This window comes from Rhodococcus sp. GXMU-t2271, assembly GCF_041414735.1.
GTDB classification, from domain to species: Bacteria; Actinomycetota; Actinomycetes; order Mycobacteriales; family Mycobacteriaceae; genus Rhodococcus; species Rhodococcus indonesiensis.
In genome coordinates this window covers 1-14570 of record NZ_JAUIZP010000066.1, presented here as the reverse complement: position 1 = coordinate 14570, position 14570 = coordinate 1, and the positions used below count along the sequence as shown (strand labels likewise).

At 67.0% G+C, this 14570-nt stretch carries 15 protein-coding genes; 6 read left to right on the top strand and 9 right to left on the bottom strand.

The window, feature by feature from the left end:
- Positions 1–34: 34 nt before the first annotated feature.
- The 4 genes from QYS60_RS23415 to QYS60_RS23400 all read right to left on the bottom strand — a co-directional run bounded on the left by QYS60_RS23415 (position 35) and on the right by QYS60_RS23400 (position 4065).
- Positions 35–691 (bottom strand): GntR family transcriptional regulator, encoded by a 657-nt coding sequence (locus tag QYS60_RS23415; protein ID WP_003939666.1) that lies wholly within the window; start codon positions 689–691, stop codon positions 35–37.
- A gap of 106 nt (positions 692–797) precedes the next feature.
- Entirely contained in the window at positions 798–1787 is a 990-nt protein-coding gene (locus QYS60_RS23410; RefSeq protein WP_371384407.1) for a transketolase family protein, read from the bottom strand.
- Complete coding sequence (locus tag QYS60_RS23405; RefSeq protein ID WP_003939664.1) at positions 1784–2668, bottom strand: transketolase; 885 nt, start codon at positions 2666–2668, stop codon at positions 1784–1786. The genes QYS60_RS23410 and QYS60_RS23405 overlap by 4 nt, the downstream gene beginning before the upstream one ends.
- Positions 2665–4065: an MFS transporter gene (locus QYS60_RS23400; RefSeq protein WP_371384406.1), complete on the bottom strand. Its 1401-nt coding sequence runs from the start codon at positions 4063–4065 to the stop codon at positions 2665–2667. Before QYS60_RS23400 ends, QYS60_RS23405 begins: the two co-directional genes overlap by 4 nt.
- A 189-nt stretch (positions 4066–4254) precedes the next feature.
- Here QYS60_RS23400 and QYS60_RS23395 point away from each other — a divergent pair, with 189 nt between their 5' ends.
- From QYS60_RS23395 to QYS60_RS23385, 3 genes are all read left to right on the top strand, one after another.
- Positions 4255–5079 carry a sugar phosphate isomerase/epimerase family protein gene (locus QYS60_RS23395; protein ID WP_371384405.1) on the top strand — a complete coding sequence of 275 codons (825 nt, stop codon included), beginning with the start codon at positions 4255–4257 and terminating at the stop codon, positions 5077–5079.
- Positions 5080–5100: 21 nt separating this feature from the next.
- Entirely contained in the window at positions 5101–5874 is a 774-nt protein-coding gene (locus tag QYS60_RS23390) for an SDR family NAD(P)-dependent oxidoreductase (RefSeq protein ID WP_371384404.1), read from the top strand.
- A gap of 74 nt (positions 5875–5948) precedes the next feature.
- Positions 5949–6404, top strand: a complete 456-nt coding sequence (locus tag QYS60_RS23385; protein ID WP_371384403.1) for a WhiB family transcriptional regulator — start codon at positions 5949–5951, stop codon at positions 6402–6404.
- Here QYS60_RS23385 and QYS60_RS23380 read toward each other — a convergent pair.
- From QYS60_RS23380 to QYS60_RS23360, 5 genes are all read right to left on the bottom strand, one after another.
- Positions 6316–6972, bottom strand: coding sequence for a TetR/AcrR family transcriptional regulator (locus tag QYS60_RS23380; protein WP_371384402.1), 657 nt, complete (start codon positions 6970–6972; stop codon positions 6316–6318). The two genes, QYS60_RS23385 and QYS60_RS23380, sit on opposite strands and share 89 nt — an antisense overlap.
- A gap of 115 nt (positions 6973–7087) precedes the next feature.
- On the bottom strand, positions 7088–7930 hold the full coding sequence (locus tag QYS60_RS23375) for an enoyl-CoA hydratase-related protein (protein WP_003939659.1): 843 nt from the start codon (positions 7928–7930) through the stop codon (positions 7088–7090).
- Between the two features lie 28 nt (positions 7931–7958).
- On the bottom strand, positions 7959–9476 hold the full coding sequence (locus tag QYS60_RS23370) for a class I adenylate-forming enzyme family protein (protein ID WP_371384401.1): 1518 nt from the start codon (positions 9474–9476) through the stop codon (positions 7959–7961).
- A 142-nt stretch (positions 9477–9618) separates the two neighbouring features.
- Positions 9619–10947 carry an MFS transporter gene (locus QYS60_RS23365; protein WP_371384408.1) on the bottom strand — a complete coding sequence of 443 codons (1329 nt, stop codon included), beginning with the start codon at positions 10945–10947 and terminating at the stop codon, positions 9619–9621.
- Between the two features lie 99 nt (positions 10948–11046).
- Positions 11047–12009, bottom strand: a complete 963-nt coding sequence (locus QYS60_RS23360) for a 2Fe-2S iron-sulfur cluster-binding protein (RefSeq protein ID WP_371384400.1) — start codon at positions 12007–12009, stop codon at positions 11047–11049.
- Positions 12010–12120: 111 nt separating this feature from the next.
- Between QYS60_RS23360 and QYS60_RS23355 the strand changes: the two genes are divergently transcribed.
- From QYS60_RS23355 to QYS60_RS23345, 3 genes are all read left to right on the top strand, one after another.
- Positions 12121–12912, top strand: coding sequence for an SDR family NAD(P)-dependent oxidoreductase (locus QYS60_RS23355; protein ID WP_371384399.1), 792 nt, complete (start codon positions 12121–12123; stop codon positions 12910–12912).
- A 23-nt stretch (positions 12913–12935) separates the two neighbouring features.
- Positions 12936–13799, top strand: coding sequence for an alpha/beta fold hydrolase (locus QYS60_RS23350; RefSeq protein ID WP_371384398.1), 864 nt, complete (start codon positions 12936–12938; stop codon positions 13797–13799).
- Positions 13800–13885: 86 nt separating this feature from the next.
- Positions 13886–14548: a TetR family transcriptional regulator gene (locus QYS60_RS23345; protein WP_040784663.1), complete on the top strand. Its 663-nt coding sequence runs from the start codon at positions 13886–13888 to the stop codon at positions 14546–14548.
- Positions 14549–14570: the final 22 nt, after the last annotated feature.

The following is a 14570-nucleotide window of genomic DNA, read 5'->3' as shown; positions in this document are numbered from 1 at the left end:
ACGATCGCCTCCGCCCGAACGCTTCCGAGGTGCCTCAGGAAACGAGATTGGCTGCAGCCCATTTCATGTGGGAGCGCACGGTGGCGGCTGCTTCGTCGGAGTCGCCAGTTTCGATGGCGTCGACGATGGCGCTGTGCCGTCCGACGTCCATGTTGCCGACAGCCTTTTCCAGCCCGGCGAACATGATGGACATGCGGATCGACCCTTCGAGGGACTGCCACGAGTGCATCAGCGTTTCGTTGCCGGTCAGCCGGCAGAGGATGCGGTGGAAGTTCAGATCTGCCTCGATGCGGGCCTCGAGATCGTGCTCGGCACGCGCCATCACGTCGAGCGCCTCACGCAGGGCCGGGACCACGGTCGAGCGGTCGGGTAGCTCCGCGAGCTCCCGGACCGCGAGGGCCTCGAGGGCCGCGCGGACGGCGAAGATGTCGCGGATCTCCTTGGCGTCGAGATGGCGGACGTAGAGCCGGCCCCGCGCACCAGCGGAGATCAGCCCTTCCTGCTGAAGCTGGCGCATGGCCTCACGCAGGGTGCCGCGACTGATCTGGAGCATCTCGGACAGCTCGGTTTCGACGAGCGGACTGCTCGGGGCGAGGGCGCCGCTGGTGATGGCGCTGCGCAGGGCCGCGACGGCCTGCTGGCGCAGACTGGTCTTCTCCAGTCCGAGCAGCGCGGCGGGTTGTGCGGCCATTGATGCCTCCAGGCGGTGTCAGCGGGCAACTGTCGACAACAGTCTGTCGACAATGATACGGGCCCGCACCGACGACGGTGCGGGCCCGCTCACTCGGAGCGCCGACTCAGCCCAGCTCGGCCAGGACGCGGGCGACGATCCGGTCGGTGCTCAGACCGTAACGATCGTGCAGCGTCGGCAGAGCGCCGGCGTCGAGGAAGCGGTCGGGCAGCGCGATCGGTGTGATCTTCCGCCCGAGGCCCACACCCACGGCGGCGGCAGCCACCGTCTCGAACAGCCCCCCGACGACGGTGTGGTTCTCGAGAGTGACAGCGAGGCGGTCCGTGTCGATCTCGGCGAGCACGGTGGCGGCGTCGAACGGCTTGATCGTCGGGGTGTGGACCACGGCGACGTCGACGTTGTGCCGGGACAGCTCCTGGGCGGCCTGCAGGGCCCGCATCGTCATCAGGCCGCTGGTGACGAAGACGACGTCGTTGCCGTCGCGCAGTACCTTGGCCTTCCCCAGTTCGAAGCTGTAGCCGTACTCGTCGAGGACGGTGGCGACCTTGCCGCGGAGCAAGCGCAGATAGGTCGGTCCCGGGCAGGCGGCCAGCTGCGGGACCGCTTGCTCGATGTCTACCGAATCGCACGGGTCGACGATCGTCAGGTTCGGCATGCCGCGGAAGATGGCGATGTCCTCGGTGGCCTGGTGGCTGGGGCCGTAGCCGGTGGTCAGGCCCGGCAGACCGCCGACGATGTTGACGTTCAGATTCGGTTCGGCGATGTCCAGGCACAGGAAGTCGTAGGCGCGACGGGCAGCGAACACCGAGTAGGTCGAAGCGAACGGCACCAGTCCCGTTTCCGCCATGCCGGCGGCGGCACCGAACAGCAGTTGTTCGGCCATGCCCATCTGGAAGAAGCGGTCGGGGAAGGCCTCGGCGAAGATGTGCATGTCGGTGTACTTGGCCAGATCCGCGGACAGCCCGACGATCTTGTCGTTCGACTGCGCCGCCGCGACCAGTGCGTGGCCGAAGGGTGCGGCGGTCGTCTTCTGGCCGGGATCGACGAAGGAGGCGATCATCGCCGAGGTCTTGAGTTTGGGAGCGGTGGTGGTCATCGAGCATCCTCGAGGTCGTATCCGGCGGTCAACTGGTCGCGGCAGATCTGCCATTCGTGCTCGTCGATCCGCATGAAGTGCGCCTTCTCCCTGGTTTCCAGCAACGGCACCCCCTTGCCGACACGCGTGTCGCAAAGGACGACCGCCGGCGCGCCATGTGCGGCGGCACCGTCCACGGCATCGTCGAAGGCACCGAGCAGGGCGTCGGTGTCGTTGCCGTCGACGCGGTAGGTGCGCCAACCGCAGGCGGTCCACTTGTCGTGCACGGGTTCGGTGCCGAGCACCCCGGCGGTCGCGCCGTCGGCCTGCAGAGCGTTGATGTCGACCATCGCGATCAGGTTGCCGAGCTGGTGGTGGTGCGCGCTCATCGCCGCTTCCCACGTCGAGCCTTCGTCGAGTTCCCCGTCGGACAGGAAGTTGAACACCCGCGCCTGCGAGTCCTGGTGGCGCAGACCCAGGGCCATTCCCACGGCGACGGGGAGACCGTGCCCGAGCGAACCCCCGGAGATCTCCATGCCCGGGGTGTAGGAGGACATCCCCGACATCGGGAGGCGGGAATCGTCCGAGCCGTACGTCAGCAGTTCCTCACGCGGGATGGTTCCGGCCTCGGCGAGCGCTGCGTAGAGCCCGATGGCGTAGTGGCCGGTCGAGAGCAGGAACCGGTCGCGGCCGACCCAGTCGGGGTCGTCGGCCCGAAACCGCAGGTGTGCGGCGTAGACGGTGGCCAGGATGTCGGCCGCGCCGAGAGCCTGTCCGACATAGCCCTGACCCTGTTCCTGGCCCATGTCGAGCACGTTGTGCCTGAGGCGGTAGGCGAACTCGTCGACGGCGGCGAGGCGACGGTCGCGAGGGAGGGCGCCGACGTGCGCAGTGGTGGTCACAACAGTTCCTTTTCCTTGGTGTTCGAGGCCGTTCCGGCGTGGCGGTGCGGCGTTGCGTCGCCGTGGCCGGAGGCGTGTTCTTCTGAGCGCGTGGCCTCGTCGGCGAGCCGGCGCTCGGTAGCGCCCCACGTCTCCCGGGTGAACCAGGCTGTGATCAAGCCGATCAGTCCGAAGGCACTGAACAACAGGGCCGGGCCGACCCAGCCGAGGGAGACGTAGAGCAGAGTGGTGACGAACGGGGTGAAGCCGGAGACCATGGCCGAGATCTGGTAGGCCAGGGAAGCGCCCGAGGCGCGCCGCGCCGCCTGGAACAGTTCGGGGAACCAGGCACCCTGCGCGCCGGCGAGAGCGTTCTGGCACACCGCGTAGGCGACGACGATCGTCGCGACGATCAGGATGAACAGGCCGGTGTTGACCAACAGGAACATCGGCATGCCGAACAAGGCGGCGAAGGCGCACACGCCCAGGTACACCGGGCGGCGTCCGATGCGGTCCGTCAGGGCGGCCCAGGCGAAGGTGGCAACGATGCCGATCGCGGAGGCGATGCACAGCGCCAGCAGTGTTTCGGATTTTCCGGCCAGGTCGTTGGTGTGCAGATACGAGATCATGTAGGTGATCGAGACCGCGTATCCGGCGGTTTCGGCGACTCGCAGTCCGATGCCGCGCAGGATGTCGCGCCAGTCCTTCTTGATCGACTCGAGTACCGGGGAGGCTGCGATCTCACCGCTGTCCTTGACGTCTTCGAAGACCGGGGACTCGGGCACCTTGGACCGGATGATCAGGCCGACGGCAACCAGGACGATGCTGGCGAGGAACGGCACGCGCCACGCCCAGTCACCACCCAGGTGCACGCTGAAGAGGAAGACGAGATTCGCCAGCAACAGCCCGACCGGGAAACCGGCCTGGACGATGCCGGTATAGCGGCCCTTCGCCTTCCAGGGGGCGTGTTCGTAGCTCATCAGGATCGCCCCGCCCCACTCGGCGCCGAAGGCCAGACCCTGGACGATCCGCACGGTCACCAGCAGGGCCGGCGCGACGAGTCCGACCTGGGTGTAGGTCGGCAGCAGCCCGATCGCGAAGGTGGCCAGGCCCATGACGATGAGGGAGGCGACCAGGACGGGTTTGCGGCCGATCTTGTCGCCGAGGTGCCCGCCGAGGATGCCCCCGAGGGGCCTGGCCGCGAATCCGACACCGAGGGTGGCGAAGGCGGCGAGGGTACCGATGACCGGATCGCCGCTGGGAAAGAAGGCGGTACCGAAGTACAGGGCTGCGGCGGTGCCGAAGCCGATGAAGTCGTAGGTCTCGATGACCGCCCCTACCGAGGAGCCGATCGCGACGCGTTTGGCGTCTTTCGTGCCGTGGACGGGACCGCGCATCCGGAGAGCATCGGTGCTCATGAACATCTCCTCTTCGAACCGGGAGGACCGGTAGGGGGATCGGGAACGTGGATGTCGACTGTCAACAGTGTGCACCGAGTGTGACCCCCACCACCAGTCCATGTCAACCGTCAATGTTCGACCGTTGACTGTTGACAGTCAATCGTTCTACCGTGGTCTGCATCACCTCGTTCCTTCGAAGGAGTCCTCGTGGTCCACGACCGGCTCGGCTGTTCATCGATCAGCTTCCGCCACCTCGCCCTGAGCGAGGCCCTCTCGACCATCTCCGGCCTCGGGTTCGCCGAGATCGATCTCGGCGCCCTACCCGGAGTGTGCGACCACGTTCCCTTCGGCCTCGACGCCCCCGGCGTCGAGCAGGTGATCGAGGAAGTGGCCGCATCCGGACTGCGCGTGCGCAGCGTCAACGGCGACATCGGCGACCTCAACCTGCCACCGACTCCCGCCCAGCGCGACGAGCGGAAACGCCATCTCGATCAGTTGCTCGCCCTCGCTGCCGGCGTCGAGGCGCGGGCGCTGGTCCTGCCGTGCGGAGCCCTCGACCACACCCCGGTCCGATCACTCGACGAGGATCTCGATGTCGTTGCCGCCCAACTGGAGTGGGCAGCCGAGACCGCCCGGGTCTTCGGGGTGGCCCTGTGGACGGAGTCGTTGCACGTGCACCGCCTGTGCTGCGATATCGCCCGTGCCACGCAGCTGACCGCCAGACTCTCGCCCGAGATCGGGATTGTGATGGATTTCAGTCACATCGTCGCCTCCGGCGGCGACCCGGTCGACTTCGTCCACCTGTTCGGCCGGCGCATCTCCCACGTACATCTGCGCGATGCCGTCCCCGGGAACATCAATCTCAGCCTCGGAAACGGTGCCGCCGACTTCGCCGCCGGCATCGAGGCCCTTGCCGACTTCGGTTACGCCGGCCACTTCAGCCTCGAACTCGAAACCCGCGACGTCACCCACGATCGACGCCCGGACAGCACCGCCCGGGCCGCCCGCTTCATTTCCCCGCTCATCCCCTGACCCAGCCATCGAAGGAGAACCATGTCTTCCACCCAGCGCACCGCCGTCGTCACCGGCGCCACCTCCGAGCGCGGTATCGGCCTCGCCACCGCCCGCCGCTACGCCGAGGACGGCTGGGCCGTCGTCGTTCTCGATCTGAACGGCGAGAAGTCCGCCAAGGTCGCAGCGGAGATCGGCAGCGAATACTCCGTTCCGGCGTTCGGCCACGAGATCGACGTCGCAGACGAATCGTCCGTCCGGCGCGCGCACGACGCCGTCGCCGCCGAAGTGGCCGCCGGCACCCTCCCGCCCGTCGGGGCCCTGGCCAACATCGCCGGAATCACCTCGCCGGTGCCGTTCCTCGACACCACCCTCGAACTGTGGAACAAGGTCATGGCCGTCAATGCCACCGGCACCTACCTGGTCACCCGCGCCTTCCTCCCGGCGATGATCGACAACGGCTGGGGCCGGATCGTGAACATGTCCTCCGTTTCCGCGCAGCGCGGCGGCGGTGTCTTCGGCAAGGTCCCCTACTCGTCTGCCAAGGCGGCCGTCCTCGGCTTCACCAAGTCCCTCGCCCGCGAGCTCGGTGACACCGGGGTGACCGTCAATGCCGTCACCCCCGGAGCAGTCGACACCGGAATCCGCGTCGGCAGCACCCCCGAACAGGAAGCCGCCATCTGCCGCGACATCCCGCTCGGGCGCACCGCCACCACCCGCGAGGTGGCCTCGGTCATCACGTTCCTCTCCTCCGAGGACGCCGCCTACCTGACCGGCACCACCGTCGACATCAACGGCGGCAGCCACATGCACTGATCACGCCAGGCCACTCGCAGCGGGGCACTGCACTCCGATACCCCGCCTCCTTGTCACCCGAGCGACGAAGAGCCATGAACGCACCTTTTCACTTCACGTCCATTTCTCCGACTCGGTCGGGTGCAACCCGATGGGAGTGGCAGTCACGCGCCGATTGCCGTCTCGTCGACCCGTCCGTCTTCTATCCGCCCGATCACGAAACACGCGGGGTTCGGCTGCGGCGCGAACGGATTGCAAGACAGATCTGCACAACCTGCCCCGTCCGGATCCCATGCCTGAATTTCGCACTCGACACCGATGAAGGACATGGGATCTGGGGCGGGACCTCCGAAGCAGAACGCCGCAAGCACGCAGTCCGGGACGGTTCCGACAGCGGTCGATCCGACCTCCGCCGACACACCGAGCTCACCCGAGACGATCCCGGCGTCGGCACCCGCGAATCTAGGGGGCCGGAGCGGCAGTCTTCGCACGGGACCGCGGCTTCCTGGCGGACTTCTCCGTCACGATCCCCGGCAGCAGGAAATTGGTGAGCATCCGCCGGTTCTCCGGGTCGCCTTCGGAGCTGAAGTCCATCCGCCCCACGAGGATGAGCTGCACCAGTGCGATCCACTGGCAGATCTCCTCGTCGGTGAGGCCGTTGCGGATTTCACCCCGTTCGCGGGCCTCTTCGAGCAATGGAGCCCACATTTCCTGTGTGAGCCTGGCCGCCAGGCCGCTGCTTCCGACCAGCGCTGTCGCCAGGTCCATGTGCTCGGGACTGACGATCAGCCGGATGATCGGATCGTGGCGACCACGATCGACGAGGAAGATCAAGCCGTCGACGATCTGCTCCGCAAAAGTCTCCCGCTCACGCAGGAAGTCTCGGGCTTTGTCGAACAGTCGGCGTGACCGCACTTCGATCAGCGCCGTGATCAGGGTGTCACGGTCCCCGAAGTAGCGGTACACCGTCGGCCGCGAAACACCGGCCTCTTTGGCGATGTCGTCCATCGTCGTCTTCGTCAGCCCGTACCGCTGGAACATCGATTCGGCAGCCTTCAAGATCTGGCCGCGCGCCACCTCGGCGTCGTCGCTGAGGACATTCACCCGCCGTCGCGCCATTCGTCACTCCTGAAGTCGCCCTCGCCGTATCCGTACGGGCAATGATACAAGTGCTGACCTTTGTCAAATACTCGACCCGTCAGGACGGCAAGGACGATCGACCACGACTTCCGGGTTACTCGAACAGGTCCGGTAGCCCGTCCGACACGCGATCCGAAAACTCCGGTGCACGTTTTTCGAGGAAGGCGGCGACCCCTTCGCGCACGTCGTCGGAGACACCCCGCACGTAGATGCCGACGGACTCGGCGCGGTGCGCGACTTCGGGGCTGGAGGCTCCGAGCATCTGCCACATCAGCCGCCGTGTCAGTGCTGCGGAGACAGGGGCCGTGCCGGATACGAGTTCCCGAGCAATCTCGATGGCCCGAGCCGACACCTGATCCGCCGGCACGAGTTCACGTACCAATCCGCGTTCGAGAGCTTCGGTGGCCGGCACCATCTTTCCCCCGACCGCCCATTCGACGGCGGTGGAGATTCCGACCGCCCGCGGGAGGAACCACGTCGAGCATGCCTCCGGCACCAAGCCGCGGCGAGTGAACACGAATCCGAACTTGGCCGTGTCCGAGGCGATGCGGATATCGGCCGGAAGTGTCATCGTGACACCGACGCCTGCTGCGGGGCCGTTGATTGCTGCGATCACCGGCTTCAGGGAACGGTAGATCCGCAGCGTTACCTGTCCCCCCGTGTCGGCGGGGGCTCCGCCGGTCGCCGGGTCCTCGCCGAGGACGAACGTGTCGCCGCCTGCGGCGAGATCAGCCCCCGCACAGAACGCCCGGCCGGTTCCGGTGAGCACGACCGCGCGCACCTCGTCGTCGGTGTCGGTCTCGTCGAAGATCTCGATGAGCCGGTAGCACATCGCGTCGGTGAACGCATTGAGCCGATCGGGACGGTTCAAGCGTACGACGGCGATTTCTCCGTGCCGCTCGAGGACTATCGAGTCATCGGTTCCGGTCCGAGCCACGGGGGCTCCTCTCTGCGCGACGGGTGTGTCAGCGCACCTTGTCGAATCGTTCGGAGACGTCGCGATACTCGGACCGGATCGCCGTCTTCGACAGCTTGCCACTGGGAAGCCGCGGGAGCGGCTCGTCGCGGATCACGACATAACGGGGCACTTTGTAGTCGGCCATGAGACGGTCGCAGTGCTCGACGATGCTCGCCTCGTCCACGCCGTCCTTCACCGTGACGATCGCCGCGGGGGTCTCGCCGAAGCGCTCGTCGGACGCGGCGATGACGGCGACCTCCTCGACCCCCGGGATCTCGCTGATGACCCGCTCGATCTCGACGGGCGAGACGTTGATGCCGCCGGTGATGATGAGATCCTTCAGACGATCGACGAACTTGACGCGCCCGCCCTCGTCGAGGGTGCCCAGGTCCCCGCTGTGCAGCCAGCCGTCGCGCAGCGCGGACGCCGTGGACTCCGGATCGTTCCAGTAGCCCGGGGACACGCCGGGCCCCCGCAGCAGGATCTCCCCCTCTTCGCCGGGAGCGGCATCGGTGCCGTCCTCGCGCACCACCTTCAGCTCGGTGAAGATCGATCCCGAACCGCAGGTGTCGGGGTGGTCGAAGGCCTCGGAGACCAGTGTTGCCGTTGCCACACCGCCCGCCTCGGTCATGCCGTAGATCTGACGCAGCGCAACGCCCTTGTCGGCCCACCTCTTCAACAGGGCCGGCGCAACGGCCGCGCCGCCGACGATGGCGGTGCGCAGCGACGACAGGTCGGCCTTCTCGAATTCGGGCGACCGCGAGATCGCTTCGAAGATCAGCGGAACCCCGAACAATGCCTGCACCTTGTGCTCGCCGAGCAGTGCCGCGGCACGACCGGGATCGAGTTCCTTCTCGATGACGAGGGTGCCACCGAGCACCGTGGACATGATCAGTCCCCATACGAGGCCGGGGGTGAACACGAGCGGCAACACCAGCAGCGACGTGGAACCCGGACGGAAGCCTTCCTCGGTGAGGGAGGCCTCGAACACGATGCCGAGCAGAGTGCGGTTGGTGCAGATGACGCCCTTCGACAGCCCCGTGGATCCACTGGTGAACAGAAGTGCCGTGGGCTCGTCGGGCGCGACGTCGACACGGAAGTCGTCGTGCTCCCCTTCGCGCAGCGCCGCGAGGTCGGTAAATGCGATCGTGTCGAAGGAATCCCCGAGGTCCCGCGCCTCGGCGACCGTCGCGGTGAACTGCTCCGGCGCGAGGACCAGGACGGCATCGGCGTCATCGACGACCTTGCGGAGTTCCGCGGGCTTGAACCGGGGGTTCAAGGGGACGAGCACCGCACCGGCCTTGAGCACGCCGAGTGCCACGACAGGCCACATCAACGAATTCAGGCCGAGCACTCCGACGCGCTCGCCCGGCTTGATGCCCCGGTCGACAAGCGCACGAGCGACGCGGCCGGACCAGTCCTGGAGTTCACGGTAGGTCAGAGCCTCACCGGCGACGATGATCGCGTTCTGTTCCCCCTTGGTCTTCGCCCACCAATACAGGGCCGAGCCGACGGTGGCAGCCATGTGTCCCTTGCCTTCCTTGACCGAGAGAATGCGAATCCGTTTCCGCAAGAATTTTCGGCGCGAGAGGAGCGCGGGTCCTCATATCGCGTACGACTCAGGCTATAGCCTCATCGATGAGACGTCAAACAAATTCTGTCAACTGCTAAGCGCGGCTCGCCGCAGCGGTGAACCCGGCGATCAGCGCGGTCACCCCGCCGATCGCGAATGCGGCCACGAACGCGCGCTCGGAGGGAAGGTCGGTACCCGCGATCGTGATCGTCGCGAGGAGCATCCCCACCAGCGCGCTGGCCAGTGAACTGCCGAATGTCCGTGCAATTGCGTTGATACCGTTGGCCACACCGGTGTCGTGCGGCGCCACATGCTCGACGAGCATGGCCGGCAGGGCACCATAGGCAACGCTGACGAAAATGTTGAGGACCGCCACCGCAAGGATCACCTGCCACGGGTGGTCGTGGGCGAACCCGACGAACGCGAATCCACACACGCCGACAGCGCACGCCGCCATCAGCACCCGGTCGGCGCTGAACTTCCGCACCAGGAGCCCGCTCACGCCGGCTGCGGTGATGCCGACGACCTGCCCGGGTAACAGGTACAGCAGGCTCGTCTCGAGCACCGACGCACCGAACCCGTACCCCGCTTGCTCGGGAGCAACCTGCACGAACATCGCTATGGCCAGAAACTGTACGAACATCGCGATTCCCACGAGGAAGGCGGCGAGGTGCGCCGGCGCCACCGCACGTGCGGTCAAGAGGGCTGGGGTCACCATCGGCGCATCGAACCGCCGCTCGTGCCGATACCAGACGGCCAGCACGAGCGCACCAGCGACGACACACCCGATCGTCGGCGCGGACACCCAGCCCCACGTCCCGCCTTGCGCGAGGGCCAGCAGCAGCGCGGACAGGCCGACCGCAAGCCCGACCACACCCCAGAAATCGGCTCCGGAGCCGGTTCCGGAACCGGGTGAATCGGGAACGACGCACCACGCAAGCGCAGTGGCGATCACCGCGAGCGCAACCAGCAGCCAGAACACGCGGCGATAGTCGTCGCCGTCGCGGTACAGCAGGCCAGCGGCGATCATCCCCGCACCCCCGCCGACGCTCATCGTTCCCGACATGATGCCGAGCGCCGCCGCGAGCCGATACGGCCCGAGAGCACTGCGCAGCACAGCGACGCCGATCGGGAACAGCGCGAACGACGTCCCCTGCAGTGCTCGCCCGGCGATGAGTACCGGAAGCGAGTCCCATGCGACACACAGCAACGAACCGACAAGCACCACGCCCAGGATGCAGAGCAGCACTCTTCGGGGCCCGCGGCGGTCGGCGAGCCTGCCCAGCAGCGGCGTACAGACCGTCGCGGTCAGGAGGTTCGCGGTGACGATCCATCCCGCCGCATTCGGACTCACGCCGAGCTGCGTCGCGATGTCGGGCATCAACGGCACGACGGCGGTCTGCATGACCGCGGTGATCATCACGACGAAGCAGAGCGCCGGAATGAGCACCCCAGGCGGGACGGCGGTGGTGCGCCCGTGTTTTCGCGCTGGGGACAGACGTAGGGTCACCACAGACCGGACCTACAGATCCAGGGCGAGCTTGGGAGTACAGCTGCGGGACACGCAGATCATCATGCAGTCGTTCGCCGCCTGCTCGTCCTCGGTGAGGACCGAGTCGCGATGATCCGGAACACCCTCCAGGACAGCGGCTTCGCACGTACCGCACGTTCCCTCGCGGCACGAGAACGGCGCATCGACTCCCGAGCGGAGCACCGCGTCGAGCAATGTGTCGCCCGCGGCGACAGTGATCGTCGTGCCCGATTGCCGGAGTTCCACCTCGAAGGCCTCGTCGACGGCGTCGGACGGCCGTTCCTTCGCGGCGAACCGTTCGACATGCAAGGTGAGGTCGGGGCGGTTGCGGCACTCGGTCTCGATGGCTCGGAGCAGGGGTTCCGGTCCACAGCAGTAGACGCCGGTGCCGTCTTCGAGGGAGTCGAGCGCTGCCGCCAAGTCGAGCAGCCCGCATTCGTCCTGTGGGCGTAGCTCGACCCGGCCGGGATACCGGGCGGCGAGGTCGTCCGCGAAAGCCATGCTCGCGCTGGTACGTCCGCCGTACAGGAGCTTCCAGTCGGCGCCTGCTGCGTCGGCTGCCCGCACCATCGGAAGTAGCGGCGTGATGCCGATGCCTCCCGCGACGAACAGATACGACTGCACGGGCTCGAGGCTGAAGTTGTTGCGCGGGCCGGCGATGCTGACGAGGTCACCGACCTGTAGCGAGTCGTGGACCCACCGCGAGCCCCCACGTCCGTCCTCCTCACGGAGGACCGCGACGGTCAGGCAGGTTCCGTCAGCCGGATCCCCGCACAGCGAGTACTGCCGGACCGTCGACTCGTCGATGACGATGTCGATGTGCGATCCGGGTTCCCACGCCGGGACGGTCCCCCCGTCGGGATCGGCGAACCGCACTGCCACGACGCCGTCTGCAAGTGCGTCCTTGCCGATCACCCGCATCTTGCTGTGCTCCACCTCGGTGCTTGCGGCCATCAGCGTTTCCGTTCCCCTGGACATCACCTACGCTCTAATCTTAAGTAATTAGATTTAAGGGACGCAAGGCCCACAGACGGCCTTATGACACACAGCACCGGGAGCAGCCACATGACCTCGACAGACACCGCACATGTCACCGGCTCGATCCTCGACCTCTTCCGGCTCGACGGGTCGGTCGCCGTCGTCACGGGTGCCGGCAGCGGCCTCGGAGCAGGGTTCGCGCGCGCCCTTGCCGAGGCCGGCGCGGACGTGGTGATCGCCGCGCGCCGTCGCGAGAGACTGGAAGCCGTCGCCCCCACTATCGAGGCCGCCGGCCGCCGTTGCCTCATCGTCCCCACCGATGTCACCGACCCCGAACAGTGCGACGTCCTCGCCCAGGCCACCATCGCCGAGTTCGGTCGGCTCGACATCCTGATCAACAACGCCGGCGTCACCCATTCCGCACCCGCCACGCGTGAGCGACCCGAGGATTTTCGTTCCGTACTGGACGTCAATCTGCTCGGGGCGTACTGGACGGCGCAGGCATGCGGACGCGTGATGAAGCCCGGATCGAGCATCGTCAACATCGCGAGCATGCTCGGGCTGGTCAAGTCGGTTCTCCCCCAAGCCGCCTACGCCGCAAGCAAGGCCGGTCTCGTCGGCCTCACCCGCGATCTGTCCCATCAGTGGTCACACCGAAAAGGGATCCGCGTGAACGCCGTCGCGCCCGGCTTCGTCGATACCGACCTGATCGCCGAGATGTCGGCGGATACGCTCGAGGAGTTCCTGCGCGGCTGCTCGCTCGGTCGCACCGCCACGCAGCGCGAGATCGACGCCGCCGTCGTGTTCCTCGCCAGCCGTGCTTCCGGCTACATCACCGGGTCGACGCTCGCCGTCGACGGTGGGACTTCCGGACACTGACTCCGACGACGAAGGGCGACACGATGACGATCTCCAGCACCGTGACCACACTTCGGGGCGACGGCGTTTCCCTGGTCGCCGATGTCTGGGAGCCCACGTCCGAGCGGAAAGGCACCGTCCTGCTGTTGCACGGCGGCGGGCAGACGAGGCACTCGTGGCAACGCACCGGAATCCGCCTCTCGGAACACGGGTGGCGCTCCTACGCGATCGACGCGCGCGGGCACGGCCACAGCGACTGGGCCGACGACGGCGACTACAGCTCCGACGCACACGCGCGTGACATCTGCGCGATCGTCGCCGACCTCGGTGAGCCTCCGGTGCTCGTGGGAGCGTCGATGGGCGGTATGGCCTCACTCGTCGCCGAAGGCGACAATCCGGGGCTCTCCCGGGCGCTGGTGCTGGTCGATATCACCCCGAAGGCCGAGCCCGAGGGATTGGCCAAGATCACCGGATTCATGCGCGCGGGGCTCGCCGGCTTCGACAGTCTGCACGACGCGCTCGACGCCGTGATCGCGTACAACCCGCACCGGAGCCGCGCGCCACGGGTGGAGGGATTGCGCAAGAACATGCGCGAACGAGACGGTCGCTGGTATTGGCATTGGGACCCGCGGATGCTCGCGCACCGGACGAACCTTCCGGATGCTGCCGCAGCACGCGAGGAGCGTGCCCGGGCCGCAGCGCGCGCCGTCGGGGTTCCGACCCTGCTGATTCGTGGTGCCCAGTCCGACGTCGTCAGCATCGACGGTGCCCGCGAACTCCTGGACCTGATTCCCGGGGCACGGCACATCGACGTGGGCGGTGCCGGACACATGGTGAGCGGCGACGACAACGACGTGTTGAGCCGCGGCCTGGTCGAATTCCTCGACGAGTGCGTCCTCTCTGCGTAACCACGGGTGGAACCGGAACAGATAGCATCGATACGTCACCCGCCGGGTAAACCGCCCGGTGGACCGCACGAAACCGAAAGTAGATGATGGCCCGACCGTCGAAGCCTCTCATCAGTCGCGCGGCCGCGGTGGCGGCCTCCATCGAGATCATCGACTCCGAGGGTCTCGATGCCTTCAGCCTGCCGCGGCTGGCGAAGCACCTCGGGGTGCGGGCGCCTTCCCTGTACTACCACTTCGCCGACAAGACGGAGATCCTTCAAGCTGTCGCGCGGCAGATCGCCGGCGCGGGTACCCTGCCACGCCGCAAGCCCGGCCCGGACTGGCCCGAGTACTTCGTGACGCTGAGCATGAATCTCCGTCAGTCCATCCTCAAGCACCGCAATGCCGCGCCGATTCTGCTCCAGTACCTTCCGCGGGACCTGCTGATCGGCACTTACGAGGACACTGCCCGATTCCTGGAGGAGTCCGGCGTGCCGGCCCGCCTGCACGTCCAGATTCTCGACGGTATGGAGCGTTTGACCCTGGGCGCAGTGCTCACCGAGGCGATGCGCAAGCCGAGCACGAAGAACACCATCTTCCCGAACGTCGACCCTCATTCGCAGCCGCTACTGGCGCGGGCTCTCGCCGAGAACCGGATGACCTCCCGGCAGTTGTTCGAGGAGATGATCCGCAGCTTCCTCTACGGCGTGGTGCGTAACGCCGAGGTAGAGGTCGCAGACAAGAGCGAACTGAGCGTGTCGGCGCACTGACCCTGCACGGCGGTCGAACGAC

What these genes read in the sequence shown, in the direction of transcription:
- QYS60_RS23355 (WP_371384399.1), top strand. Translation starts at nt 12,121, where the DNA reads ATGACCTCGACAGACACCGCACATGTCACCGGCTCGATCCTCGACCTC.
- QYS60_RS23345 (WP_040784663.1), top strand. Translation starts at nt 13,886, where the DNA reads ATGGCCCGACCGTCGAAGCCTCTCATCAGTCGCGCGGCCGCGGTGGCG.
- QYS60_RS23350 (WP_371384398.1), top strand. Translation starts at nt 12,936, where the DNA reads ATGACGATCTCCAGCACCGTGACCACACTTCGGGGCGACGGCGTTTCC.
- QYS60_RS23415 (WP_003939666.1), bottom strand. Translation starts at nt 691, where the DNA reads ATGGCCGCACAACCCGCCGCGCTGCTCGGACTGGAGAAGACCAGTCTG.
- QYS60_RS23390 (WP_371384404.1), top strand. Translation starts at nt 5,101, where the DNA reads ATGTCTTCCACCCAGCGCACCGCCGTCGTCACCGGCGCCACCTCCGAG.
- QYS60_RS23370 (WP_371384401.1), bottom strand. Translation starts at nt 9,476, where the DNA reads ATGGCTGCCACCGTCGGCTCGGCCCTGTATTGGTGGGCGAAGACCAAG.
- QYS60_RS23385 (WP_371384403.1), top strand. Translation starts at nt 5,949, where the DNA reads ATGAACGCACCTTTTCACTTCACGTCCATTTCTCCGACTCGGTCGGGT.
- QYS60_RS23410 (WP_371384407.1), bottom strand. Translation starts at nt 1,787, where the DNA reads ATGACCACCACCGCTCCCAAACTCAAGACCTCGGCGATGATCGCCTCC.
- QYS60_RS23400 (WP_371384406.1), bottom strand. Translation starts at nt 4,065, where the DNA reads ATGAGCACCGATGCTCTCCGGATGCGCGGTCCCGTCCACGGCACGAAA.
- QYS60_RS23360 (WP_371384400.1), bottom strand. Translation starts at nt 12,009, where the DNA reads ATGGCCGCAAGCACCGAGGTGGAGCACAGCAAGATGCGGGTGATCGGC.
- QYS60_RS23380 (WP_371384402.1), bottom strand. Translation starts at nt 6,972, where the DNA reads ATGGCGCGACGGCGGGTGAATGTCCTCAGCGACGACGCCGAGGTGGCG.